Raw genomic sequence first — 24,843 nt, 5'->3', positions numbered from 1 at the left:
GTGTTGGACCATGTCCTACGACATGACCATGCTATGTAGCAGCAGGCAGATCCGATCTACTTCCTCTGCCCGCAGGTCGAGCGGGTACTGCAGTTCGATCGACATGCCGACGCGGAGGGGAAAGGCGATCGTCACAATCGGTACAGCAGCCATGAGACAGCTGCCGCCCGGTACTGCCCCGTGACGGGAGCTTGGCACTACGGGATCGCCGCACAGCCACGCCAGGTAGAGGCGCCGGCCGAGCCGCAGCCGGCTCCGGTAGCTCGAGTCGCTGCGGAATCCGGGTCTGATGGCGGAGAACCTGTCGACGAGCTCGTCGAGGTCAAGGTCCGCGGCCAGCGTGCCTGTTGGCACGTGTAGTGCCTGGCGCACGCTGCGCCAGGTGGAACGCGTCTGGCGCAGGCTCGCTGGCCTGTAACCCGCGTACCCGGCGGGGTCTGCGGCTGCCTGCCCTAACCAGCGTTCCAATCCATCGACCGTCCCCGACCTGACACCGTCGTCGGCAGCGGCCACAGGTGCGCTCGCCGGGTTCCGCCAGGAGCGATCATCGTTCACGGACGTATCGCCGCACGACTTTGTCGGTCAGCCAAGTCTGGTCAGCCAATGGCCCCAGGTCATGGCGGCCCACGCGCTTCCCGTGCCCGCCTCTTCGTCAAGCGCGTAGCGCGGCAGTGCTGCGGCACGTCGGTGGCGTGCCGCTCGTCACTTCGGTTCCGTGACGGTGGCCGACGACTGTGCTTCTGTCATCTCGGTCGGCGGACTCGCTGTAGCGGTCAGCGCCTCACCTGGCTCGCCGGTTCGGACGGCATGGCCCTCACCCGCCAGCGGGCGTGCTCGCGTTGCTGCGGATTCCAGGTCGGCAGTGGATCCAGATGCGTGCCGAGGGTGTGGATCAGGGCAACGGCCATTCGGGCGTCGGCCTCGCAGTTATAGCGGTGTATCGCGTGACCGCCGTCGCGTGTGTGGAGCCGGCAGTCGCTGAGCTCAACTGTCCACACGCCGGAGCCGTCCACCGCTTCTTCTAGGCGGACGAACAGATGCCGAACCGGGTCGCGGTCGGTGCCGGTGATCAGCCAACTGGCCTCCCGCAGTTGGGGAATGCCAACCATGCACCCATCGTATCGAACACATGTTCTGCGCCAGAGCGGCATCCGGATCAAGGTCCTGATTGGGCGTACGGCATGTCCACAGCGGCCATGAGGTACTGACAGTGGCGAGGGTCGCCCCCGTTCAGATCGCGCGGATGGATCACACTTTCTGATCTGTTGCAGGGATGGTGACGCCTCGACGGCAGCGCGGTCCAGGTGGTGTCGATATGAAAGTGGGAGCGAGTAGGCAGTAGCGATGGCACAGGGATGCAGGAAACGGTGTGACGAGCGGTGTTTCGTCTCAGATGTTGATGCAAACATTTCAGATTGTGCAAACCACCGGTCGCGCCTAGGTACGGAGAGAGGCTTCGGTTCGAGGTGGCGCCCGCATCCGCAGGACATCAGTAAGCAGCCAGAACGACGGTTTCGCACGGCGGTACCCAGTGAGTGACCGGCGCTTGCCACCTACGCTGCGTCCACACAACGGCGTTGATCAGTGAGGGGTTGTTCACCCTCGGTTGATCTAAAGGTGCAGAATGGACCGATGTCGATGGTTGTGGATCTTCGGCTGGGCATTGACCTGGCATCGGCCCGGGTGCGAGCGGTGGTCGGGTTCCAGGACGGAACCGCGGTGGCGTTGCCGCTGGACGGGGTCGGCTGGTTGGTCAACGCCGTGCTGGTCGACGAGGACGGTTCGCTGCTGGTCGGGGTGGCTGCGGAGCAGCGGGCGGCCGGGGTGGCGTCGGCGGGGTGGGTGGTGGAGCCTGGGTCTCGGCTTGGCAGCGAGGTGCTGGTTGAGGGTCGGCGGGTCGAGGCCGTCGATCTCGTTGAGGTACTACTGCGCGAGGTTGGGGCGTGCGCGGCTGCGGTGGCGGGTGCGGTGCCGGAGTCGGTGGCGGTGGCGGTGCCGGCCGGTTGGCCTGCTCGGCGGTTGACGGCGTTGCGTGTGGCCGCGCGGGCTGCGGGGCTTCGCGGGGTGGAGGTGGTGACCGCGCCGGTCGCGGTGGCTTGGCATCTGCTGTGTGGTGCGGCGGTGTTGCCGTACGGGTCGACGTTGCTGGTGTGTGAGGTCGACACCGCGTGCAGAGCGACGGCGCTGCGGCGCACCGCGAGCGGGTTCGACGTGCTGTCGTGTGTGGACACCGCCACGGTCGTCGCTGGCCTCGGTACGCCCGGCGCGGCCACTCGATCATCGGGCCGTTCGGTTAACGTTCCGTCAGGGTCTGCTGGACTCGCCGCAGTTCCATGTCAAGGACAGGTCGCTGAGGGCGCATCGCCGTGGGTCGGGCGTGACGGTGATAGCCCGCCCGCTGCGGCCTGGATCGGTGAGGTGGCGCGCCGTGCGGTGGATGGTTCGGGTGCCGCTGCGAGCAGCCTGACGATGGTCTGTGCCGTCGGTGCGGGCGCGTTCAACGTGTCGGTCGGTGCGGAACTGCACGGTGCGGTCGATGTTGAGCCGTTTCTCGTGGCGGAGGCGGACCTCGCGGTAGCGCTCGGTGCGTTGCGGGCTCCCCGGCCGACCAGCCGGGCGGCGACCCGGCCGGTGAGTGGGTCGGTGGTGTCTTCGACATCCGGTACGCGGGACGCGCCGGTGGTTGAGGCTGGGTGGCGGGATGTGGCGGCGGCAGCGGTCCCGGCGATGTGGTCGGTGGTGTTGTTCTGGCAGTTCATGGCGGGGTCGGAGCGGTACGGGCCACGGCAGAGCATCGACCGCGCGATGTTGCTGGCGGCGTGGGGCGGGCTGGCGTTCGCGGCGGTGTTCGGCTTGATCGCGGTGGTTGGTGGGTTGGTGTTGGTCACGTCTCTTCGGCATGAGGAGAGTGCGGCGCCGGCCTGGGTGCGGCATCGGCTGCTGGCGGTGGCGCTGGCCGGTGGCGGCGTGGGTGGCTTGGTGGTCGCGGCGGTCTATGCGACGGTCGCGGCCGGGTACTTCGATCTGGAGTCCGGGCCGCTGCTGCGGTGGTCGGTGCTGCCGGTCCTGCCGGGTGTGGTCGCCGTGGTGGGGCTTGCGGTGGTGGTGTGGCGGCGTCCGGACCCGCCGCAGGGTTCGTGGTTGGGCTCGCTGCGGTTCCCTCCGTTGGTCGCGGCGCTGGTCGGTTTCGGCGCGTGGCTGATCAGCTGGGACGAGCAGGGCAGCCCGGTGGCGTTGAACGTGCTGGCGGCGGTGTTGCGGCAGTGGGTGGCCGAGTCGCCGACCGACATCATCGGGCCGGTAGGGCGGCTCGGCGGGTTGTGCGTCGGTGTGGGCGTGGGGTTGTTGTTGGTGCGGCGTGCGTTGCATCGGCTGTTGCTGGCGGTGCCGTTGGCTGGGCTGATCGCCGGGTCCTTGGGCTGGCATACGACCGGGATGGTGGCGGTCGGGTTCGCGTTCGCCGCTGCGGGGTGGTGGGCCGCGCAGGCGGTGTGGCTGTTGCTGCGGCGCCTGTTGCTGGTCCCGCCGGCTGGTACGTCGGTGCCGTTCGGGGCGGGACCTGCCGCTGCGGTCGGCGGCGGGCCGGGCTGGTCGTCGCCGTCGGTTGTGCCGCAGCACCGGGACGTGGACGGGTCGCGATGGGTCGGTTGATCCGCGTCGTGGGTGCGGCGGTGGCCGCGTTGGCGGCCCTGGTGGGGCTGCCGGCCACGCTCGTGGTGTTCCAGCGGGCGGTGGAGTGGGACTGGCCGCTGATCGTGGCGCAGCCGCTGTCGCCGGGTGGGTTGGCGGCAGCGGGGGTCGGGGTCGGGTGGCTGTTCTGGCTGCTCCTGCTGCGGTCGGCGGTGCTGGACGCCGTCGATGTGGCTCGGCGCGCCGCACGCGCGCCACGGCTGCCGGTCCCGGTGCACACCGCTGTCACCGCCGCCGCGAGCGGACTCATGCTGGCGGTTGACGCGCTACGCGGTGGCACGCAAGCACTGCACCTGTCAGCTTCGTCGACCGTCGCCGAATCCGCGGCCCGCGATCCGGACAGCACGCGGCCTCCGGCCGCGACTGACGCACCCCGAACCCGATCCGGGGCCGTCCCCGCCGGTGTACCGCCGATCCGCGCCGACCCGCCGGCGAACGCTGTCGGGCCTGCGGCGTCGAGCCCGCACGTGGGCGGAGTCGCGGTGCCCGGGGGTTGGTTGCCGCTGCCCGTGCTCATGGCGGTCGGCGCTGCGGCGGGCGCGCTGTGGGTGCAGCGGCGCCGGACCTATCGGCCTCGGCCACCGGTCCGGGCGCACCGCACCGACGCTGACCTGGCCCCAGCGTCTGAGACCCTGCAGCGGCTGACCCGGCTCGCCCGCAGCGTCGCCGGTGCCGCCGATGCGCTTGCCCGGACCGGCGTGGACACCGACCTGGCTACAGCGTCGGGGACGGCCGGACACGTGGGCCGCAGCGGGTCTCCGACCGATGCGCTGGCCGACCTGCCTACCGACGGCACCGGCTTCGAGGACCTGCCCAAACCTGGCACGGTCCTGGCCGACGCGCTGCCGTCGCCCGGTGTGGGACTGATCGGACCGGGCGCGCATGACGCCGCTCGCGGCCTGCTGGTCGCGCTGAGCACTGACCCGCACCACCGCGCAGCACCGGTTACTGTGCCGGCCGACGTCCTGCAGATGCTGCTCGGGCCGGGTTGCGTAGGCACGAACTCGCCGCGGCTGCACGTCACCAAAGGTCCACCGGTCCGGGACGTGGATGGCGCTGTCCTGCACGTTGGTGCGCCTCCCGACGGGCTGGACGCGCCGGACCAGCGACCCGCGAACGGCGGATCAGCCCCTTGGCCATGGCCGCCGCGTACCTCGGCAGCGGCGGAGACCGGAAGGAACGACCAGGTGGCTGGGACCCGAGTCATCCGGCTCGGCGCCTGGCCTGCCGCCACCACGTGGTTCGTCGCCGGCGACGGGACCGTGCGCGTGATGGACGGCGCCGCGTCCGGCCCGCGTCGGGTCGCGGTCCTCAGCTCGCAGACAGCGCGCTCGGTGCTGAATGGTCTCGGGCTCATCACCACACCGACGACTCCCCCGCCGACGGCTGCGGTGCCCGGTGTGCTCCGGGCCGACGGGCCGACGGCCGCCGTCAACCAGACCGGTGCCGTCGGTGACATCGCCGGGACCTGGCCGCGGACCCCACCGGCCGTCGCGCACATGCCGAGGCGGCTGCAGGTTCGGGTGCTCGGCCGGCCGGTCGTGCTGCGGCCGTACCCGGACGGCAGCACCGCCCCGGTCGTGATCCGGCGCAGCGCCGGTCGGCAGATCCTGCTCATGCTCGCCGTACATCGCGACCCGGTCAGCGCCGACATGGTCAAGAAGGCGGTATGGCCGGACGAGCCAGGTACCGCGGTGCACCGCCGGTACCTCACCACCATGTCGGAGCTGCGCCTGGCCTTGGTCGACGCCGCCGGGCAGCCGGTCCTGCTGCAGTCGACCAACACCGCCCGGCCGGGCAACACCCGGTACTGGCTCGACCCGGACACCGTCGACGTCGACCTGTGGCGGTTGCATGACCTGCTCGACGCCGCCGACAGCACGGTCGAGACGGCTGGGCGGCTACTGCTGCTGCGGCAGGCCGCCGACCTGTGCCACGGCGAACTCGCCGAAGGCAGCGCCGAGGAGTGGCTGACCGTCGAGCAGGAACGGTTGGCCCGGCATGCTCTCGATCTGCGGGTCCATCTTGCCGACCTCGAGCCTGACCACGGCACCGCGGTGCGACTGCTGCGAAGGGCGTTGCGGGACGCGCCCGGCAACGAGTCCGTGCACCGGCGGTTGCTGCTGCGGCACGCCGCCGCCGGCGACGCCGACGGGCTTCGCCGGGCGGCGGCGACACTGACGGAGCACCTCACCGCCGCCGGCATCGAACCTGAACCCGACACAGTCCAGGTCATCGCAGCCGTCCTCGCCGACGCCGCAGACGCCGTGTATCTCCCGGCCACGGCGGCGTCCGCACCGATGTCCACCGCCAGCAGTCCCGCCGCACGGGGCACCGTCGAACGGAGCCGCCAATGAGTGCCGCACCCGAACCGTCCGGGCCGGCCCAGCCCGGCAGGTCCACGTCAACGCTGCCCGGCCAGGCCGGCAATGGGCAGCCGGAGGACACAGACACAGCCGCCGCTACCGTGACAGACGGTGCCGTGGAGGACCAGCGTCCTCGCGTGACCGGCCCGGATCCGAACCGGGCCGCCACTGCCGAGCTGCCCGCCGTGCTGACCCGATTCACCGATTGGCGGGCGTCGCAGTTCCCGGTCGGGGTCCGCGTCCCGTTGCCGTCCCTGCCCGCGCACGCAGGTCCGCCGACGGCGGGTGTCGCCGTGGCGCCGCGATCGTCTCGGCAGCAGCGACGCCGGACGACGCAGATCCTCGCCGGTGTCCTTGCCGTACTGATCGTGGTCACCGCAGTCACGATCGTCCGCAACTCGTACGGGCCGCCGCCGCGGGAACTCGTCCAGCGGCTGTTCGACGCGATCGCCGACCGGGACGACGAAGCGTTCTCCCTGGCCGGGAAGTGTTCCGACAACCCGCTGTGCACAGCTGTCGCCCTGAAAACCGGCTACCAGCCCCCCACCAACATCCACATCGACAGCGAACGGGAGCTGCCCGCCGACACACAGCTGCCGGGGACGAAGCGGCGGAACGTCACCGTGTCCTTCGACCTCAACGGACGACGGGCGACAAACGAGGTGGGTCTGACCTACCGGAAGCAGAACTTCTTCGGTGGGTCCTGGTCGATCACCGAACCTCCCGGGTCGGTCATCACCATCCCCGGCCCCACCCACTTTCTGATCGACCTCGCGGGTGCCGACCTCCCACCCATCGCCGCGGACGTCCCCGTCACGGCCTGGGCGCCGCCCGGCGTGTACACCGTCAGCAAGGCAGGCACCGCACTGCTGGAAGCCAGCCAGGTCACCGTCACCATCGGCGCGGACGGCAAGGACGGCGCGGGCGACACCAACGGGCCCGGCGGCACCGACGGCGGTGAAGCGTCCACGACCGTCACGCTGCCTGACACTATCAAGGCGGGCGTGGCCGAGCAGGTGATCGCCCAGGTCCGTGCCGGGATCGACGCCTGCGCGGCACAGGGGTCGTTCAACCCGGACACCGACCCGACCCTAGGCACTATCAACACCTGCCCGATGCGGCACTCCACCAGATACTCCATCACCGACAAGCCGCAGTGGACCGTCCTGCAATACCCGCAGGTGCGGCTCGACCCCGCCCCCGACGGCACGATCACCGTCACCACCACCACCGCGGGCCGCGCCGAGATCCACTATCGGTGGACGATGTACCTCGCGGAGCCCCGGACCTGGTACGAGGTGAACGCCGTCGAGGAATTCAAGGTCAACGGTCGGGTCACCGCCGACAACGGCACCCCGACCTGGGCCCCGACCTGACCGCAGCGTCGCGACGGCCGGCCCCGGGCACGGACATCCGACGCGCGTCCATGCCCGCGACGCCGCCAGGGCGGGCACACACGTGCCCAGCACCGTGGCCCGCGCCCGCAGCGCAGCAGTTTATGTAACGACTGGTTCCCAACCTGGTCGTTTCAGCAGTCCCAAGGTCGACGGCCGGCAGATCACGGCTGCGCGCATCGCAACCACTGTGAGCTGCGGTGTTACCGCGTGTGATGGCGTGTGATCACGTGTGTGCCCGTGTGACCACGTGAACGGGTCATCGTCGCCAAACGCGGTTTAGCGTCGCAGACATCAATCGACGTCGGCCTACATGGAGCGCGGTCACGATGTTTGTCGGACGCCCGGAATCCCGCCTCGGCACCGCACCGCCGGTCGCGCAGCGCAGCCGATGGCTGCGTCGACGGGCCCGCTATCGGCGGCGTCGCCGGATGGCGGCGGCGCTGCAGCGGGTCTGCGGCGCGTTGACGCTGCTGTGCGCCCTGTTCGGTCTGCCGGCCGCGCTGATCCCGACCCGCCAGGTGTGGTGGTCCGAACTGGACGTCGCGGCCGCGGTCGCGCAACCGTTGAGCCCGCCGGTACTGCTGCTCGCCGCGATGGGCACGGGATGCCTGCTGTGGGCGTGGCTCGTCGTCGGCACGGTCCTGGACGCCGCCGCCGTGTTCACCCGCACTGCCCGGACCCTCCGGCTGCTGCCCGCGCCGTTGCAGACCACCGTCACCACCCTCGCAGGGTCGCTGCTGATGGCGATCACCTCGGTCACTGCGGCAGCTTCCGCCGCCGGCGTCACACCGCCGGCCGGTACGGCCACACACACCGCCGGCCCACCGACCGCCGCGCTGCCGGCGTCCGCCGCGGAGACGGTCGCCGCGGTGCCGGACCTGATGCCGGTGTCCGCGGATACGACGCTGCAGCTGTCGCCGACCGTCGGGCCGCGCAGTGCCATGCCACATGTGACGCACGCAGCGCAGGGACGGCCGATGACGGTGACCGTACGGCGAGGGGACACGTTGTGGAGCATCTCCGAGCGGTGTCTGGGTGATCCGCATCGCTGGCAGGAGATCTACCGGCTCAACGCCGGACGCTACGACCGTGCGGGCCGGATGCGCGGTGGTCATCACATCGAGCCGACCTGGGTGCTGACCCTACCCGTCGACGCCGAACCGAGTGCCTCGACCGGACACACCGATCCCAGCGGAGGGGCCGGGACACCGCCACCCGCTACCGCACCGGGCCAGTCGAGCAGCCCGGGCCCGTCGACCACGACCACGACCACGACAACCGAGCAGGCTCGCGACGACGGAATCACCGGCCAACACCCGTCCGGTATCGCGTCCGTCCCCGTCACGCCGAGGACGGTGAATCCCACTGCAGGTCAGCCCGGGCAGGCAGGACGGGCAGATTCCGGGGATCGGACCAATCGGGGCGGGGCACCCGGGGTCGGGCTGTTCACCGGTAGCTGGGTCGACGCCGGCCTCGCCGGCGCGATCATCGCGGCAGCCGCGCTGGTCTGGGCGCATCGCCGCCGCCGCTACATGCCGAGAACACCGTCAGCGTCGACCCGACCCGACGACACCGACATCACCGACCTGCCCGCAGTCGTCCGGAAGCTCCGCCGGGCCACCGCCACGTCCACCACAGACGTCGCCGTCGACGCAGCCGCCGTCATCGAGACAACCGACGGCCACGCCACCGGCGGCCAGCACGATAGCGGCAGCGTCGGTTCCGTCGCAGCGTCCGGCACGGACCTGCACCACGATGCGGCAACCGACGAGGACCGAGGCGAGGCGGCAGCGGAGCAGAGCCGTTTCGTGCCGGGGTGGGGCAGGTCCGTCGGCCTGGGCCTGGCCGGTCCCGGTTCGGAGGCAGCAGCCCGCGGGCTGCTGGTCACTGCTGTCGCCGACGGTCCGGACAACCCCGCCGACCGCAGCGTCGTGCTGATCCCGACGCCGACCGCAGCACGACTGTTCGGGACCGGACACGCCCTGCCCGACACACCCCGAATCGTGATCACGAACGGGCTGCCGGAAGCCCTGGACCAGCTGGAGGCCGTCACGTTGCACCGCAGCCGCATCCTCCACCAGCACGCCGTGGACACCGTCGCCGAGCTACGCCGCGTCGATCCGCTCGAGGAACCGCTACCGCCGACGATCCTGCTCGCCGACACCGACATCCTCGATGAGGACCGCGGTCGGGTCACCGCGCTGCTGCGGCAAGGGCACCGGCTCGACGTGCACGGCGTCCTGCTCGGCACCTGGCCACCCGGCGACACCGTCACCGTCGCCGCTGACGGCACCACCAGCCAGACCAGCCAACACGAGAACGCTTCGACCGCGACCCCGACCGACGGCAGCACTCGGCACGCCGTCGACCTTGGACGGCTGACCGTCCTGACCGTCGGCGAAGCCGTCGATCTGCTCAACGTGCTCGCCGAGTCGCAGACCGGCCAGCTCTCCACCGCCGCCTTCGACTCCCCCGCACCCGACGAGACGAGCGATCCTGACGCCGGCGACACCCAGGGCGCCACACCAGAACCCGACGCCTCGCAACCCAGTACGGCTCTGGAAGCCCGATCGTCACGCTCCACCGGCTGCAGTGACCAGCCACCAGCGGCGGGCACCACCGAACCGGACGTCGACACCGACGCTGACGCCGGGGCGGCGGCCAGCCGCGCGAACGGCGATACAACAGGCCGCCCGATCCGCCGTGTGGCGGTGGAGCTCCTCGGCGCACCGCGAGTCGTGGACGCCGACACCAGCAAAGGAACACTGCGGGCCAAGTCGCTCGAACTCCTGGCGTACCTGGCCGTCCACGACGGCGCCGTGCACTACGAATCGATCCTCGACGACCTGCTCCCCGACGCCCCGGCCAGAAAAGCAGTCCACCGCCTGCACACCTACATCTCCGACCTGCGCCAGATCCTGCGTCGTACCGGCGGCCACGACACCTACATCACCCGAACCGGACAGCGGTACCAGCTCAACCGCGACGCGTTCGACGTCGACCTGTGGCAGATGCGCACAGCACTGCACCAGGCCGAACTCGCCGACAACCCCGCCGACCGGAACGCCGCCTGGCAGCAGGCACTGCAGGCATACCAGGGGCACCTCGCCGACGGCGTGGACTACGAATGGATCGAACCGCACCGGGAAGCGGCCCGCCGGCAGGCAGTCGACGCGGCACTTGCCCTCGCCGCCACCCTCAAAGACCAGCCCGAGACCGTGATCCCGATCCTCGACCGCGCGATCACGCACAGCCCATACACCGAAGCGCTGTACCAAGCCGCGATGCGCGCAAACGCCGCCGCCAGCCGCCTGGACACGGTCCGGGCACTGCGGCACACCCTGGCACGGCAGCTGGCCGACATCGACGCCGAACCGAGCGAGGAAACCACCGCCCTCGCCGATCAACTGCTGACGGCCTCGCCGGCCACACCCCACCACAACCGCCGGAACCAGCAACCGAACCAGCCCGACGCGTCGGCGACCCCGCCCGCCGATCAAAAGCCCACATCCCGAACCGGCCAGGCCGCAGACTACGCACCCGACCCGCCGACCCCACGACCGGCCGGCGACACCGACACGGGCAGGGGCACAGCCGCATGAGCAACCCGGCGGGCACTGGGTCGGTCCACGACATCCGGCCACGAACCTTCGCCAGCGGCGGCCCCCACGTCGACACGGTCCAGGCACTTCGTACCGACGTCCGGACATCGACTGTCGGGCGTCACGGCTTCGACGCCGAACTGCACACGGCGGTGCGGCACGCGGCGCTACTACGGCGCGGCTTCTACTCGGTGGTGCTCGTCGTCGCCCTCGCTGGGCAGGTGTCCGGCGCGGTACACGCGCTGGACATACCGCTGCTGGCGGCGATCCCGGCAGTCGGTGCGTTGGAGCTCGGCGGCGTCGTGGTGATGGCCAACGCCGACGTGCGACGCCGGCTCGGGGAGCGCGCGACCGGGTCACGACTCCTGTCCGCGGCCGTGGCGGCTGGGGCCACCGCGTTCAACTGGACCGCGCACCCGGACCCGCTGCTCGGCGGGTTCTTCGCCGGAATGTCCGCGCTCGGATACCTGGTGTGGCTGACCCATACCGAGAACTCCCGCCGCGACCGGCTCCGCGCGCTCGACGCCCTACCCCCGACCACACCCGCATACGAACCGTTCGGCCATTGGATCCGCCACCCGTGGCTCACCCACCGAGCCAAGTCCCTCGCCAAGGCGCACCCCAACCTGGGCCTGTACGAATCGCTCGCCGCAGCACGCACCGAACTCGACGCCGAACGGCGCCGAAGGGCGATCGCCACCGTCCTGCACCGCAAGATCCGCGCCACTGTCGACCCGACCACCGCTGACATCGCCGTCGCTGTATACGACCTCGACGAGATCGCCGGCCGGCTCGCGAACCGAGCCGACTACGACGCATTGACCGACCTCATCGCCCAGGGTCTAGCACCGACCCAGCTGGCACCTTCGCCGACGCAGCCAGGCCAGCGCTCTACAACGCCCGTTGACAGTCACACCGCCCAAGCACCAGATCCGAGCCTGATGGACGCATTCAGGCATCAGCCGGTCCGGCCGTCAACGCTGGCGGCTCCGCCGATTAACGCCGACGCCAGACTGCCGCAATCCACGATCGCGACAGCACGGTCCGGGCACTGCAGCACCCCGGCCCAGCGCGGCACTGTCGCGAAACCCGCGTCGCTGCCGAACCTCGCACACACCGCAGCCGACTCGGGTGTGTACGCGATTCCGACCAGTGACGTGGAAGCGGGGCCGGATGAAGCGAGCCGCATGACGCCCACCGATCAACAGAGGGCTGACCCGATACCGTCCCAGCGCCATGGCCGTCCCGGCAAGGCGGCACTCGCCGAGAGGAATGATCAATCTGTATTCGATCAGGGCTTCGACCAACCAGAGGCCGTCCCTCTCGACACAGCAGCGGCTGTTGCCTACTGGCGGCGGCGTGAGCCGGACCTAAGTCTCGCCGAGGTCGCTGCCCGGATCGGCCGGTCGAAACGCACCGTTTACCGGCACTGGGAAAGGACTGTTGCCTGAACACGACCGGGGTGCTGGCGGAGACCGGCAAGTTGCACCTGCTGGCCCACGCCGATGCCAGGACACTCAGTCACCGTCGCGCCGGCGACCGCGACAGTCAGGTCGAATCTGCGCTCCGGATCGGATGTACCCACCAGCGTTGTTTCGCTCGGGAGCTCGACCAACGGCCGCGTCTGTCCCAGACCCGTTCGATACGGCTCGGTCGGCCGCGACATGGTTGCGGATGGGGAGCCGGACGCTGAAATTCTGCTGGTGGTGGGGCGACGGGCGGGAAGCACGCCGCGCTTGCACGGCCGTGGTCCACGCGCACCGCTCGTCGGTCCAGGACAGGTTGGCACATTGACCATCGGCTCATTGCGGCGCTCGATCAAAGACGTCAACCGCAAGTCGCCGCAGCACGACGTCGACGGCATGGGCTGTGACGGTAATAGGTGGTTCGACGACCGTCTCAGCCAACCGGTCGAGGCCGGGCAGCGAATTTCGGGTTCACGACTTGGACTGCGGTAGGGATGCCTGCCGGACTTCCGATGCAGCCAGGCGAACGGCCGCAATAGTCAGCGGGCGCGGCGTATCTCCTGGCCGAGCGCTGCGGCGGCGCCCGCCAGACTGGTCCCTGTCTGCTTGGTCTGCCCAACGAGGGCTGCGACGGCGAGCGCCAGCGCCAGGGACGCATTTGCCTGGGCATATGCGATGCGTTGGTCCGTCGTTTCAAGGTCCTCCGGGTTGATCTGATTGAGTGCAGCAGCGGCGGCCTTGGCATGGTCTGCCATGACTCCTCCTCCATAGGGGACCAACCGTGACGGCGGTGCACACTGTCGCGCAAGACCCGACCCTCGGTTGGTGGCAGTGACGCTTCAGGCGACACAGCGTCGAGCCGTCAGACCTGACGCGTCAAGTCGCCGGACCGCTTTCGGCAACCGCGGGTCCCAGTCGGCGTTGCGGTCGTCGAGGTGTCAGTCAACGAAAAGCGCTGATCCGGGCGTCCGTTGTGGCAGGTGATGGTCGGCGCCGGGTCTGCCGCGTGGCAGCTGGTTCGGCCGTCGGCCGTGAACCGTTCTGACGGCGCTGGTGAACCAGTCGGTGAACTGTCCCGTGTTCGAGTGGCCGACAGCGGCGCGCCCGAACACGGTCGGTGCCGGTCGCGGGTCGGGGGTGTCGACTGGAGCAGGGGCGGTGGTCGGTGCGGTTCGGGCGGCAGACGGGGAACTCGCCGCCGGTGATCGGGCCGGTGCCAGCGGGCGGCGGGCCATCCGCAGCGCCCGATAGGCATCTACGGCCGGGGCGCAAATGCGGCGAACGCCGGTGCAGCGCAGGTTGGTGCAGTCTCCGGCGGAGTTGCGCTGGTGCTCGGCGGCGACGTCGAACGCCAGCCGCCAGAGCAGCACGTCGACCACGTCCTCGGGGACGGTCACGTCGGCGGACGGATGCGTGCGCTCCTGGGTGACGGTGCTGAGCATGCTGGTCATGGCGTGGTCTCCCCGCGGTGCGTGCGTCTGGTCAGCCGCCGACACCCGGCACGCGTGTGGCGGCGGGGTTGCCGGTTCCGGCACACCCATCGACGCTCGACTTTCCGCGCAGGTCAAGCCGTCGCGAGCGACCCCGGGCAGAGCGCGGGTACGAGATCCCGGCGGTGTGTCCGCCAGCGGGGGTGTCTGCGGACGCCGGGCCGGGTGGTTCGACCTCGATGAAGCCGAAGAGGCGTCCGATGAGTTGCAGCCGCCAGGTGCGGTACCGGTCATGGAAGCCGCGGCAGACCGCCGGTTGCACGTCGGGTGGTTGCCGTACGGGAGCGTGTCGTGGCAGATCACATAGCTGCCGTCCGCCACCGCCGCAGCGACGATCCCTTTGAGTCGACCGGTCGCCAGATGCATCCGGTTGCCGGGGTTTCTCTGCACCACACAAGAGGCACAACCGATCGAACGACTCTGTCTCGTGACCCACTCTTCGGGAAGGCAGGTAAGTACTCGGCCATGGAGCCAGTCCAGCTGTCCGTTTGGGAACCCCCAACGGACAGAAGCCGGGCCCCGGCACCATCGTCGTCCGCTCATAGCCGATGAGTGAGCCACTCCGCCGATCACCTCGACCCAGCCTGGCCGGGCTGCGGTCGTGCCACCAATACAGTAAGGGAGATCACCAAGAAGCCCTAGCCTAGCCAGCAGCAACGCAGCAATAGCAGGTCTCAGGACGGTCTTGAGCGATCCATGTACGTCGCTTGCGGCGCCGGCCAGCCAAGACGGCGCTGGCCGCCTTGATCACCGATGATCAGTTCACCCCAGAAGAAACGCACCCGTCGCATATCGTGGGTAACGATGGACGGCTATGGAGCAAAGAGCGATCTCACGTCGCCTTTGAGACTGATGTGTAGCCAGCCGCCGGGCGCTAGGGTCGCCGTACTGGCGGTGACTGGGAGGCTGATCGCATGGCGGATCCTTCGGACGGTATTGGGCTGGCAGAGGCGATCGCGGCGTTGCGTGATGAGCTGCTGCAGGCCCGCGCAGAGGGGTCGGGTCGCGATATTCAGCTTCCGGTGGAGTCGATGACAGTCGAGCTTACCGTGACGGCGACTCGTTCGGCCGAGGGCAAGGCGGGGTTCAAGGTGCCGATCGTGGAGCTCGAGCTGGGCGGCGGTGGTAGCCGGCAGCGCGCCGATGAACAAAAAGTCACCGTGGTATTCGGTGGCCCCGTCGATCGCTTGGGCCAACCGATCAAGGTCGCCAACGCGGGTGATGAGCTCAAGGGATAGCAATTGGACGTGTCATTGGCGGATCGGCTCGTTGAGGTCATCGTTGACGCTGGCGAGGGTGTCAATCCTCGGTACCGGTACGGATCAGGGTGCATCGTGGCCGGCCGCACCGTACTCACCGCGGCTCATGTGGTCGCTGGCGACGTCGCGGTGCGTGTCCGCACCCCCAAGAAAGAACTCTGCGACGCGTCGATCGACTTACGGTTCGTCGGCCAGGAGTCTGGGCCGGCTCCGGATCTGGCTTTGGTCGAGATCGACGACCCGTCGGTGGATTTTCCCGCGCTCCGGCTGGCCCGTCTCGACCGGGACAGCGCGGTCGAGGCTGCGATTAGATGCCACGCCTTCGGCTATCCATGGTTCACAGAAAGGCCGTCACCGGCGGCAGTCCGCGAGATCGCCGACGCCATCGGCGAGGTTCCAGTGCTGTCGAAGCTGGCCACCGGGCTCGCGAGCGTCCTGGTGCGAGACTCACCACGCCCGCTGCCCCTGGAGGATTGCACGCTGGCCGAGTCGCCATGGTCCGGTATGTCCGGAGGGCCGGTCATCGCCGGAGGGAAGCTGCTAGGCGTGGTGATCGAGCACGCGCCGCGGGAAGGGCAGTCGACGATCACCATGGCGCCCATCAGCCTGCTCGAACACGATCCGGACTACCCACTGTGGGGGCCCGGAGTGAGTGATCCCGGCGCGTGGTGGAGCCGCTTGGGGGTTACCGGTATCGCCGACGTGGTGGTTCTGCCCCCAAGATCACCGGATGTTGCCGTCGTGCCCGAAGTCGAACTCCCACCCGACACGATGGAACATTTCCGTCCGAAATTCGAATCGGCCGGGTTCGCCCCGCCCGCGCGGGAGACGGCCGGTGCGCAGTCCGTGTCGCACCGAATGCGGTCGATGCTCGCAGCTGCGGCGGGCCTGCTGACTGCGTTGCTGACGCTGTTGCTCTGGACGACAGCCGGTTCGGCACATATCAGCGCAATTTGGGGCGTGCTCGGCGGTGTGATGCCGTTCGTGATTGCCTTGGCCACGTGGGTCTTGACGAAGCCGGCGTTGGTGGTCGCCGATGATGTGGCCCTCATCCGTTACATGTCGACGACGTTGGCGGAACAGGAACGTTCGCAGGGCGTTCATGATCCATGGCCGATGCCGGTCGTGTTGCGGGTCGCGGCGCATCAGTCGATGGATCGCTGGGACGTCATCCGCGGCGAGCCGGACGTCCGTACCCCCATCGAACTGGACGGCGACGTCCGGGCCATCGAAAAGGTGTTCGCCGCGATCCCCTCCGGTCGTATCGTGCTGGTCGGCCCGGGAGGAGCCGGCAAGACGACGGCCGCCCGGCGGCTGGCGGCCGCTTGTGCCTTGTCGTGGTCGCCGGGCGCGCCGATTCCGGTCATCGTCCCGCTCGCCCTGTGGGACGTCCACACGGTCGATCTCTCCGACTGGCTCGTCAGCTGGATGAGCGAGAACCTAGGCCCGCTGGTGAACCGGCCACAGGCGGCACGACAGCTCCTCGACACCGGACAGCTGATGCTGATCATGGACGGATTCGACGAGATCCCGGCGTCCGTGCGCCCGTCGGCGCTCATCGCCGTCAACCGGCTCCTCCGGCCGGGCCAGCGGATCGTGCTGACGAGCCGGCCGAGCGAGTACGCGGCGGCCACCGCACGCGGCGAAGTGCTGCGGGCGGCGCCGGTGCTCGAACTCGCGCCGCTGACCCCGGCGGCGATCTGGGACTACCTCGCTGCGGCGGCGTCCCAGACGGCCGCGGCCGCCTGGCGGGACCTGCACCGCAGGGTCGACGACCGGCATCCGCTGCTGCGCACCCTGGCCGTCCCGCTGTTCCTGAGCATGGCCCGCGAGCTGTACGGCAGCGGCGACCGCGACCCACTCGACCTGCTCGACCCGCGACGCTACGCCGGCCGTGCCGCCATCGAGACGGCGTTGCTGGCCGCGTACGTCGAATACGCACTGGGCGAGCGCCTTCGCCCGGTGCGGCGCGGGGCGACGACCCGCCGGGTCCGTGAGGCGGAGCGGACTCTGCGCTTCCTCGCCCGCGCCACCATCGATTCGAACGATCCGACGATCGCGTCGTGGCGGTTGCATAACTTCGCCCCGCGGCTGGCTGTCGGCGGCCTGTTCGGCGCGGTCGTCGGGGTGACGGCCGCCTTCGGCCTGACGCTGTCGTTCATCGTGTACCGGCCGCAGAACGCGGCGTCAGCGGCCGACCTGGCGTTCATGCTCAGCGCCCTGCTCGTCGGCGGCGTCGCGGCCGCCCTGGCTGCGCCGCAGCCAAAACCGGTGTTCACGCAGGCTGCGTGGCTGACCGCCGCACGCGGCCGGAGCCCGTGGCTCACGGTCTTCGGCGTGATGGCGCTGGTCCTGGTGCTTCGATCGGTGACACCACACGGCATCTTCGATCAGGTCCTCGCGATCGCCGCAACGAGTTGTGTCGTGCCCTGGGCCATGCTGCCGTCCCGCCGGCAGCGACGGGTGGCGGACGCCGTCGACAGATACCACCGGGCGGTGGTCGCCGGTGTGGTGTTCGCCGTCGCCGCCACGATGGCTCTGCTGCAGCGATCGGCTCAGCCGGAGATCCCCGTGAGCGCCGCTCTGATTCTCGCCGGCGCGCTCTGCGGCTATCTCAACCACGACCGGCAGGCACGCGTGCCGACCCCGGCCCGGCCCCTTCGCAGCGTTCGATCACGGGTCGCCGTGACCATCGTGGTGACCATGGTCGGGCTAGTCGTCGCATACCGCCCGCAGACGGCTGCCTTCGTGGTGAAGGAAGTCCTCGGTGGGGCCCTTGACCTGGTCAGCCTTGGGCTGCCAGCGAGTGCCGGACTCAACGACACCAAGCTGTTCGGGGTCGTAGTCGCCGCCGTGGTCGCGCTACTGTCCGCCCAGGTCGGCGGCGGCCTCGCCGCGGCTCGGACGGACGGCCGGCAACCACGGCGGATCGCACCGCGCCTCCGCGACCTTCCCGAGGTGGCCTCCGGGCGAATCGCCCGAGGTGCGGCGGTCGGCGCCGTGCTCGGCTTCTCGTCCGACCTTCTGACGGGCTTCGGCGACTTCGTATCATCGCTCCTCGCCGGTGGCGTCACCCTGTCGCCGCCGGCTTCTCCGATGGCCGTCGAGTTGCGGTTGACTGGCGCCGACCAAGTGTTCTCGGCGCTGGGCGGCAGCGACGTGATCGGTTCGGCGTTCCTGGGCGCGGTGATCGGTCTGCTGCTCGCCCTGCTGCGTTGGGTCCAGACACCGGTCGACACCGCAGACGCGGTCGACCACCGCTCGGTGCTGCGGGCCGACCGCCGGGTCTTCGTCCTGGCCGCCGCCGTGCCGGCCGTACTGTCGGTCTCCGCCGGCAACGCAGTCGTCGGCCACCCCGTCCCGATCGGCGCCGACGCCTGGCTCGGCGTCGCCGACTGGTCCGCCATGGCCTTGCCCCGGTTCGCGCCGTATGCCACGCACCTGGCGGGCAGCCCTGTAGCGGGCGGCACGCTCGGCGTCATCCTCGTCAGCTCCTTCGTCATGAGCTTCGTCGGCGTTCCGCTGCTGCTGTACGCCACCCGCGACATCGCCTGGCAGCAGTACCGCTGCGCTCACGTGTGGCTCGTCCTGAGCGGCCGGGTGCCGGTCCGCCTGGCGCGGTTTCTCGCGCACGCCCAGACCGCTGGCATCCTGCGAGAAGTCGGCGGCGCATACCAGTTCCGCCACGAACGGCTGGCCAAGCACCTGTCAGGGCGGCGGTGACGAGCATTTTCTAGTCCCTGAAGAGGCTGTTGCGCTCTCGCCGAACTTGTGGCGCTCGTAACCTACCGCCAGACCAGAACTCGACCATCCCCTGGACGCTGCCCGCCGCCGTGGCGTTCACTCTTGATCACCTTCACGCCGCCGCGCTCGGCTCGCCGCGACCCCGCGGCAATCGATACGCTCCGTACGCCGTTTCGGCGGCCCGACCTGCCGACTGGTGTGCGCTCATGGCCGCATTGAGCGCGTTTGCGGTGTCCGTAAGCCGATCGCCCAACGGACATCCGACGACTCAATAGCACCGGCCAAGGCGTCGAGGTGGGCTACGAACTGGCGTTTCTCAGATGACCCGTCCGATGAGTGGCTTCGTCGGTGAGAACCGGGCCCAGATGTGCGTGACTTCGGGGCCCAGGTTGGCCGCTTTCGCTTGATCGTTGTTGGTGAGTTCGGGACCCACCTGGTCAATGTCGGATTGATCAGAACGGCGGGTCGGGGCCTGCGGCGAGGTTCGGGTAGGTGGGCTGCGGAAGCGTCGGGATGTCCCGGCTGCTTGCGTGGCGCGTCCAGGTCCGCGCGGAGGATGCCGTCGATGATCGGCTTGAACGCATCGAGTTTCGACGCCCTGGGTGGCAGCGGTTTGCGTGGCTGCGGCCACGCCGACTGCAGCGCCGAACGCACCGTGCGGCGGCTGACCCGATACTGCCGTGCCAACGCCCGCACGGACATGCCGGCCCGCGAGTCCCGTCGGATCGCCGCGAACAGGTCGACCTTCGACATCGGCGCCATCGGCAGGCTCCCGTCCAGACCAGCCGATGCTCCCACCGGCCGAGGCGGGCCCGAAACTCACGAACAACAGAAACCACCCGAACGAGGTGGTCCCCGAACTGGCAAACAAACCGCTGGTCACCCCTGGTGGACGGCATGCCCACCGATGTCCTTGAGTGCAGGGGATCGAGAGATCATCTTGTGGATGCAGCGGCCGCCACCGGCTCGTCGATGCTGTGTCATCATGCTGCCGTGGCTGAGGAGCGGGCTGACCTGTGCAACATGGTCGACGACATCATGCGGGCCTGCGAGGCGGACGAGTACTGGTTGCCGGACCCCGACATGCGGGCTTCGCTGCACGGTCTGGTCGCTGACGATCCGCGGTCCGTCACGGTGGGCCTGGCGTATCTGTGGGACAGCTCGTTCATCGAGCATCCGAACGTATTCCAGCCGGCGGTGCCGGCCGTCCGGTACGTGCTGGCGCTGCTGGACCGCAAGGTAGGCGGCGATACGGTGATCCGGAGCCCGGACGGCAGACTCCAGCCGTTGCGAGGGCATCTGCTGACCTGGCTGTCGTTCGTCGCGGAAGCAGTCGGTGACGTCCGCGTCCGTAAGTTCGTCGAGCTGGCTGGCCATTCGCCACTGGGGTACCCGAACTCGGCGTGGCAGGCTGTCCGGCAGCTCCGTTCCCAGATGTACGATGCCGCCGCCGCGTTTCTGGACGATCCGGACCCCCGTGTTCGACAGGAGGCGATCGCTGCGGCGGTGGTGCTCGTACGAGTTCCCGAGCTGGCCGTCCACCGTGAGCACGTCGGTGCCGCGGCGCGAGCATTTCTGGACGCCTGCACGGACCCGGTGCGCAGGCGATGGGCGGAAGAAGCATTCCACGAGTTGAGCCCGACCTACGTTGCCGACGAGCCAGGACGGACGCAGCCGGAACTCCGTCGGATGAACTGATTCGCCGTGATTCGTGGCCTTTCGTGAGCTACCAGGCCGCCTTCATCACGCGGCGTAGTCGCCTACGACAGCTTGGAGGTAGTGCAGCAGGGTTCGGAGAGCGCAAGGGACGTCGCTGGCGACTCGACGGCGTTGGGCTCGCCAGCCGTCAGACCAACCACATGGGTGGGCCCTGAACTCACGAACACAAGAATCGGACTTCAGCCCGTGGGCCCCGAGCTCGCCTACAAACGGGTCCGGAAATCACGGACGAAGCCAGATGAGTTTTCTCAAAACGCGGGGCTATCCGTACAGATCAGACGGATCTTGCCGCCGGTACTCATCCGCTCGTGCTGCAGCGTCTCGTCGATCACGGCCTCGTCAGCCGGCCAGAGCCAGGCGCGCGGCCAGACCTACGCCCCTGACACCGGCCGGCGAGCGGGCACTACCGCTCGTTGTCACGTTCGTCGACAAGCTCGATCTGTGGGGCGAGACCGGCGCCGAGCAGGACGGGCCCCTGCCGGTGCCGGCATTTCGCTCCACCCGCTCACAGTCATACGACTCGCCGGCACCATCAGTTGGCGGGAGACGCCCGAGCGGCAACGTCAGGGAACAACGGCGGCCATCTGCTCGATGAGCGTGTAGAGGTCCTCCACTGCTGTCTGCACCTCGCCGAGCCGGATGCTCGGGGCGAGCTGGACGCAGGCGATGACCGTGGCCGCGTCTGGCACTACGCCGGTCATGACTCCGTGCGGCCCTGCCGGCGCTGGGTGGTGGCGTTCGGGTGGCGCCTGAGCGACGTCGGTCAAGTCGCTATCCGGTCCTGCCCTTGCCATCCCCGGCTGGTTCGGCGGGCGGCTCGACGTCGACGAAGCCGAAGAGGCAGGCGATGACCTGCAGCCGCCAGGTGCGGTACCGGTCGGCGAAGCCGCGGCAGACCGCCGGCTGCGCCTCGGGGAAGTTGCCGTACGGGAGGGTGTCGTGGCAGATGACATAGCTGCCGTCGACGATGGCTTGCTCGACCATCGTCTTGAGACGGCCTGGCGCTAGGTGCATCTGGTTCCCTGGACGGAAGATGCACGTCGCGCATTGGCGGGCCAGCAGGCGGGTCTTGCCGGTGACCGGGTCACCGACGCTCAGCGGCGGTGGGGCCGTGTCGGGGACCTCTGGGTCGTGCAGGGAGTCCATGTCGCTCCTTCCTCAGCACTGTGGGGCGGCCGTCCGGTGGTCTGGACGGCCGCCAGGCACAGTGGGCGGGTATCGGTTTGCCAGAGGGTCTGGCTGGTGGCGGTGGGCGGTGCCCTACCGATCGGTGGGCAGGTGCTGGTGGCGCAGCCAGGCCAGGACGGTGTCGATGTCGGTGCGGCGCAGGCCGGTGCCCGGATGGACCGGGACCAGCAGGGTGGGCCGGCCGTTGCGGGTGCGGTTGCGTGCGTCGTCGGGGTCTTTGCCGCCGACGGCGTCGTCGAGGACCGCGACCGGCCGGTCGCCGATGGCCCGGTAGAGGTCGAACAGTTTCCACTGGTGACGCCTGCGCACGCCGCTGATCTTGACGCCGATGACGGGCATGTGGGGTGGGAGGCCGAGGCGGGGCGCGATCCAGGTGGCGGCGAGCGGGCCCCAGCTGGTGCACCACACCAGTTCGGCGCCCGAGGTGGTGAGTTCGGTCAGCCATTGGCCGTGCTCGGGGTGCAGCCACACGGTGCCGGTGACCGGCTGCCCGTCTGGGCCTAGCCCGTCGTAGGTGTGCGGCCGGTAGCCCAGCGCGGCGGCCCGCGCGGGGTCGTCGGGGTTGAGCACCCCGTCGACGTCGACGGCGACCACCGGCCCGGTCCCGGACACCGTGGTGAGGGCGTCGAGGTGGTGCTGCAGCGGGAACCGCAGCGGGTCTGCGTGCTCGGGCATGCGGGTACTCCAGACGTGAGGGAGTGGCGCAGCTCAACAGGGTGGTGCGGGTCGCTGGTGGCGACTCACGTCCTCGCGGGTGCCGGCATCGGCCAGGTCCGGCCGATGGGGTTCGCCGGGGAGGACGGGTTCGCGGTGATGGCCGCGAGGTCAGCGCTCGGCTGCGCGGATGAGGAAGCAGTCGGGCGCGGCGGGGTTGTCGTGGCGGTAGTCGCCGAGTTTGTCGTCGTAGTGGGCGGGCTGGCCGCAGTGCGTGCAGCGCATCGGGACCGGGGTGTCCAGGTCGCGGCCGTCGTCGGCCTGGGTGGTGGTGTGGTTGTGGCCGGGGTAGCGGCAGGTGCCGTATGTGCACCAGGGCCGGTCGGGTGCCTGCAGCGCCGCGGTGACCGCGTCCTGCACGGCGACGATGTGTTCGATCGTGGCGTCGGTGCCGTCGTGCGGGACACCGACGTCAATGAGGAAGTCGTTGGCGTCGCAGTGGTCGTGTAGTTCGGTGAAGGACCGCACGGTGGCGGGGAGGGCACCTTCGGCGACGCTGTCGTCGACCGCGGTGAGGATCTGTCTCGCCCAGTCCGCGATACGCGAATCGGTTGCTGGCATGGGGTTTCGTTGCTCCTGTCGGTGCGGGGTCGGGTTATGCCTGGGTGAGGGCGGTGACGGCGGCGCCGACGATGACGTCGATCGCCGAGATCGGGTTGGTGACCGCGACCGTCGTGGTGTGGGTGTAGGTGTGGCAGGACCCGCTGTCGCCGGGGTGCAGCCACAGCACCGCGCAGCCGGTGCGGTGCAGGGTGGTGATGAGGCGCTGCGCGGCATCGATGTGCCCGCTGTAGTGGCCGTCGGAGACCACGGCGAGCATCCGCACGGTGCCGCGGTGGCGCAGGTTGAGCAGCTGGTCGGCGAGTTTGACCGCCTCGGTGAACCGTTCGTAGCTGTCGCGTGCCTGCATCTGGTGGACCTGGGCGGGTTTGTGGTGTGGCGGGACGAGCAGCGTCACGGTCGCGCCGAAGGCGAGGGTGGTGACGGTGGCGTCGGTGCGGCGGGCGGCGTTGGCCAGGATCCACGCCGCCGACGACATCGGCGCGGCGAATGCCCACATGGAGGAGGACACGTCGACCAGGACCGCGAGGTGGAGCTTCGGCTTGTGCGGTGGCAGGGTGGCGCGTTGCTGCCACGGTTGGGCGGTGGGCAGTTGCCCGGCGGCGCGTTGGGCGTCGGCGGTGATCGCGGCGCGGGCCCGCAGCCGCCCGGGTGGGATCGCCGACGGGCGGGTGGCCGGTTCGACGCTGCTGGTCCGGGCCGTGCGGAGCCGGGCGGCGAGCGTGCGGGCGGCCTGTTGCTCGTCGGTGGTCGGGTCGCGCAGCGTCCAGGAGGCGGGGGCGCCGTGCCGTTCGGCGATGCGCTGGGCGGTGTGGGTGGCCGGGTTGAGCCCGGCAGCGGCGGCGAGGAAGCCGCCGATCGCGGCGGCGAGCGCTCCGGCAAATTCGCCCTCATCGGCGGTGGGTGTCGCCGGCTGTGTGTGCGGGTCGATGCCGAGGACCCGGCACCACCGCCACGCCAGCTCGATCATCGTCTCGGCGTCGGTGTCGCCGACGGTGTGGGCTTCCCGCCAGATGTCGCGCAGCCGCGCCAGCGGTTTGCGGCCGAGGACGCTGGTGACCGCCGCCCGGACGGCTTTGACATCTTTGGCGGTGAGGATGCGGGCGTCGACCCTGGCCAGGAGCAGACCGGCGACGTACGCGGCGTGCCAGACGTCGTCGGCGGGTGCGTCGTCCTCGTTGACCAGGACGTTGACCATGTGCCGCAGCCAGCGGCGGTCGCCGCGGCGGCGGGCGCGGTGACGGCCTTCCGCTCGAGATTCCTCGAGCATGTCGGCGACCGCCGAGACGACCGGTGGGGTGCCGGGCGGGGCCGTCCACAGGCTGTGCGCGGCGTGCCCGGCTTCGTGGACCAACGCGCCGTAGCCGGTGGGGACGATCTTCTTGTGCGCGGCCCGGCGAGGGTCGGCGACGTCGGGCTTCCCGATGTGGGCGGCGTCGACCTCGACCCGGCGGAAGGCCGGGTAGTAGCAGGCCGGTGCGGTGCCGCCGGCGCCGGGGGCAACGACGACGGTCAGGTCGGTGCGGCCGGTCAGTTTCGTCACTTCGCGGGTCCAGGCTCGGTCCCACTCGGCCCAGTCGGGGTCGGGTTTGGTGAGTCCGGTCGGGTGCAGGTGGCTGCTGGGATCTGGCATGACGGTTCCTCCTT

General features: G+C 69.9%; 17 protein-coding genes. 8 read left to right on the top strand and 9 right to left on the bottom strand.

Annotated elements, in window-relative coordinates:
- Positions 1 to 15: 15 nt before the first annotated feature.
- Positions 16 to 555, bottom strand: a complete 540-nt coding sequence (locus ACFPIJ_RS42290; RefSeq protein ID WP_380124335.1) for a hypothetical protein — start codon at positions 553 to 555, stop codon at positions 16 to 18.
- A gap of 218 nt (positions 556 to 773) precedes the next feature.
- Positions 774 to 1,109, bottom strand: coding sequence for a hypothetical protein (locus ACFPIJ_RS42285; protein ID WP_380124333.1), 336 nt, complete (start codon positions 1,107 to 1,109; stop codon positions 774 to 776).
- A 475-nt stretch (positions 1,110 to 1,584) separates the two neighbouring features.
- Between ACFPIJ_RS42285 and ACFPIJ_RS42280 the strand changes: the two genes are divergently transcribed.
- The 5 genes from ACFPIJ_RS42280 to ACFPIJ_RS42260 all read left to right on the top strand — a co-directional run bounded on the left by ACFPIJ_RS42280 (position 1,585) and on the right by ACFPIJ_RS42260 (position 12,506).
- Positions 1,585 to 3,651, top strand: coding sequence for an Hsp70 family protein (locus tag ACFPIJ_RS42280; protein ID WP_380124332.1), 2,067 nt, complete (start codon positions 1,585 to 1,587; stop codon positions 3,649 to 3,651).
- Positions 3,639 to 6,047 carry a hypothetical protein gene (locus tag ACFPIJ_RS42275; protein WP_380124330.1) on the top strand — a complete coding sequence of 803 codons (2,409 nt, stop codon included), beginning with the start codon at positions 3,639 to 3,641 and terminating at the stop codon, positions 6,045 to 6,047. Before ACFPIJ_RS42280 ends, ACFPIJ_RS42275 begins: the two co-directional genes overlap by 13 nt.
- Before the next feature lie 146 nt (positions 6,048 to 6,193).
- Positions 6,194 to 7,432, top strand: a complete 1,239-nt coding sequence (locus ACFPIJ_RS42270; RefSeq protein ID WP_380124329.1) for a hypothetical protein — start codon at positions 6,194 to 6,196, stop codon at positions 7,430 to 7,432.
- 347 nt (positions 7,433 to 7,779) lie between these two features.
- Positions 7,780 to 11,055: a BTAD domain-containing putative transcriptional regulator gene (locus ACFPIJ_RS42265; protein WP_380124328.1), complete on the top strand. Its 3,276-nt coding sequence runs from the start codon at positions 7,780 to 7,782 to the stop codon at positions 11,053 to 11,055.
- A gap of 308 nt (positions 11,056 to 11,363) precedes the next feature.
- Positions 11,364 to 12,506, top strand: a complete 1,143-nt coding sequence (locus ACFPIJ_RS42260; protein ID WP_380124327.1) for a hypothetical protein — start codon at positions 11,364 to 11,366, stop codon at positions 12,504 to 12,506.
- A gap of 554 nt (positions 12,507 to 13,060) precedes the next feature.
- Here ACFPIJ_RS42260 and ACFPIJ_RS42255 read toward each other — a convergent pair.
- Both ACFPIJ_RS42255 and ACFPIJ_RS42250 read right to left on the bottom strand, forming a co-directional pair.
- Positions 13,061 to 13,276: a hypothetical protein gene (locus ACFPIJ_RS42255; RefSeq protein WP_380124325.1), complete on the bottom strand. Its 216-nt coding sequence runs from the start codon at positions 13,274 to 13,276 to the stop codon at positions 13,061 to 13,063.
- 183 nt (positions 13,277 to 13,459) lie between these two features.
- A complete protein-coding gene (locus tag ACFPIJ_RS42250; RefSeq protein ID WP_380124324.1) occupies positions 13,460 to 13,972 on the bottom strand; it encodes a hypothetical protein in 513 nt (170 codons plus the stop codon).
- Between the two features lie 953 nt (positions 13,973 to 14,925).
- Here ACFPIJ_RS42250 and ACFPIJ_RS42245 point away from each other — a divergent pair.
- The 3 genes from ACFPIJ_RS42245 (at position 14,926) to ACFPIJ_RS42235 (ending at position 20,712) form a co-directional block, all read left to right on the top strand.
- Positions 14,926 to 15,249 carry a trypco2 family protein gene (locus tag ACFPIJ_RS42245; protein WP_380124322.1) on the top strand — a complete coding sequence of 108 codons (324 nt, stop codon included), beginning with the start codon at positions 14,926 to 14,928 and terminating at the stop codon, positions 15,247 to 15,249.
- Between the two features lie 9 nt (positions 15,250 to 15,258).
- A complete protein-coding gene (locus ACFPIJ_RS42240; protein ID WP_380124349.1) occupies positions 15,259 to 18,993 on the top strand; it encodes a trypsin-like peptidase domain-containing protein in 3,735 nt (1,244 codons plus the stop codon).
- Positions 18,994 to 19,911: 918 nt separating this feature from the next.
- On the top strand, positions 19,912 to 20,712 hold the full coding sequence (locus tag ACFPIJ_RS42235; protein WP_380124321.1) for a hypothetical protein: 801 nt from the start codon (positions 19,912 to 19,914) through the stop codon (positions 20,710 to 20,712).
- A gap of 584 nt (positions 20,713 to 21,296) precedes the next feature.
- Here the strand turns inward: ACFPIJ_RS42235 and ACFPIJ_RS42230 are convergent.
- The 5 genes from ACFPIJ_RS42230 to ACFPIJ_RS42210 all read right to left on the bottom strand — a co-directional run bounded on the left by ACFPIJ_RS42230 (position 21,297) and on the right by ACFPIJ_RS42210 (position 24,829).
- Positions 21,297 to 21,434, bottom strand: coding sequence for a hypothetical protein (locus tag ACFPIJ_RS42230; RefSeq protein ID WP_380124320.1), 138 nt, complete (start codon positions 21,432 to 21,434; stop codon positions 21,297 to 21,299).
- A gap of 70 nt (positions 21,435 to 21,504) precedes the next feature.
- The gene (locus ACFPIJ_RS42225) at positions 21,505 to 21,879 is read right to left on the bottom strand and encodes a hypothetical protein (RefSeq protein WP_380124318.1); all 375 of its coding nucleotides are present in this window, start codon (positions 21,877 to 21,879) and stop codon (positions 21,505 to 21,507) included.
- A gap of 114 nt (positions 21,880 to 21,993) precedes the next feature.
- The gene (locus tag ACFPIJ_RS42220) at positions 21,994 to 22,596 is read right to left on the bottom strand and encodes an HAD domain-containing protein (protein WP_380124316.1); all 603 of its coding nucleotides are present in this window, start codon (positions 22,594 to 22,596) and stop codon (positions 21,994 to 21,996) included.
- A gap of 150 nt (positions 22,597 to 22,746) precedes the next feature.
- A complete protein-coding gene (locus tag ACFPIJ_RS42215) occupies positions 22,747 to 23,196 on the bottom strand; it encodes a hypothetical protein (protein WP_380124315.1) in 450 nt (149 codons plus the stop codon).
- 34 nt (positions 23,197 to 23,230) lie between these two features.
- Positions 23,231 to 24,829, bottom strand: a complete 1,599-nt coding sequence (locus ACFPIJ_RS42210; RefSeq protein ID WP_380124314.1) for a VWA domain-containing protein — start codon at positions 24,827 to 24,829, stop codon at positions 23,231 to 23,233.
- Positions 24,830 to 24,843: the final 14 nt, after the last annotated feature.

Source organism: Dactylosporangium cerinum (assembly GCF_042653625.1).
Classification (GTDB): domain Bacteria; phylum Actinomycetota; class Actinomycetes; order Mycobacteriales; family Micromonosporaceae; genus Dactylosporangium; species Dactylosporangium cerinum.
The sequence above is the reverse complement of the archived record's forward strand: the minus strand, read 5'-3'. Positions and strand labels throughout refer to the sequence as shown.